Genomic DNA, 609 nt, shown 5'->3' on the forward strand with positions numbered 1-609 from the left:
CAAACCGGCTCCACCTTGTACATGGTGTTGCTGGCAGCGTATAGCACGCTCTTGCATAAATACACGGGTCAAGAGGACATCATCGTCGGCACGCCGATTGCCGGAAGACCACATGCGGAACTGGGCAGCCTGGTAGGCGTATTCCTCAACACGCTGGCGATCCGCAATTATCCGTGTGGCGACAAAACGTTCCTGGATTACCTGCAAGAGGTCAAAGAGCACGCGCTCCGTGCGTATGAGCATCAGGAATATCCGTTTGAAGAGTTGGTTGAAAAGCTGAATTTAACGCGGGATACGAGCCGAAATGCGCTGTTTGACACGATGTTTGAGCTGAAAACATTTGAGCAGCAGGAGTTCGAGCTGGAAGGTCTGGCCTTCAAGCCGTATCCGACGGACAATCCTACGTCCAAATTTGATCTGACCTTGGATGCCGTAGAGCAGCCAGAAGGTATTCTGTGTAGTTTGGAATACAGCACGGCGCTGTACAAGCCGGAGACCATCGCACGCTTTGCACAGCATTTTACCGAACTCATACGTGCCATTACACTTCATCCACAGCAGCCACTGGCAGCTCTGGATATGGTAACTGTCGAGGAGAAGGCACAAATC

Annotated in this window: 1 protein-coding gene; it reads left to right on the forward strand. The window is 51.9% G+C overall.

Features of this window, described 5'->3' with window-relative positions:
• On the forward strand, positions 1 to 609 hold a 609-nt coding region (locus HFD99_RS24870), incomplete at both ends, for a condensation domain-containing protein (protein ID WP_167441059.1).

The organism is Paenibacillus sp. EKM301P (assembly GCF_011800295.1).
Taxonomy (GTDB): Bacteria; Bacillota; Bacilli; order Paenibacillales; family Paenibacillaceae; genus Paenibacillus; species Paenibacillus polymyxa.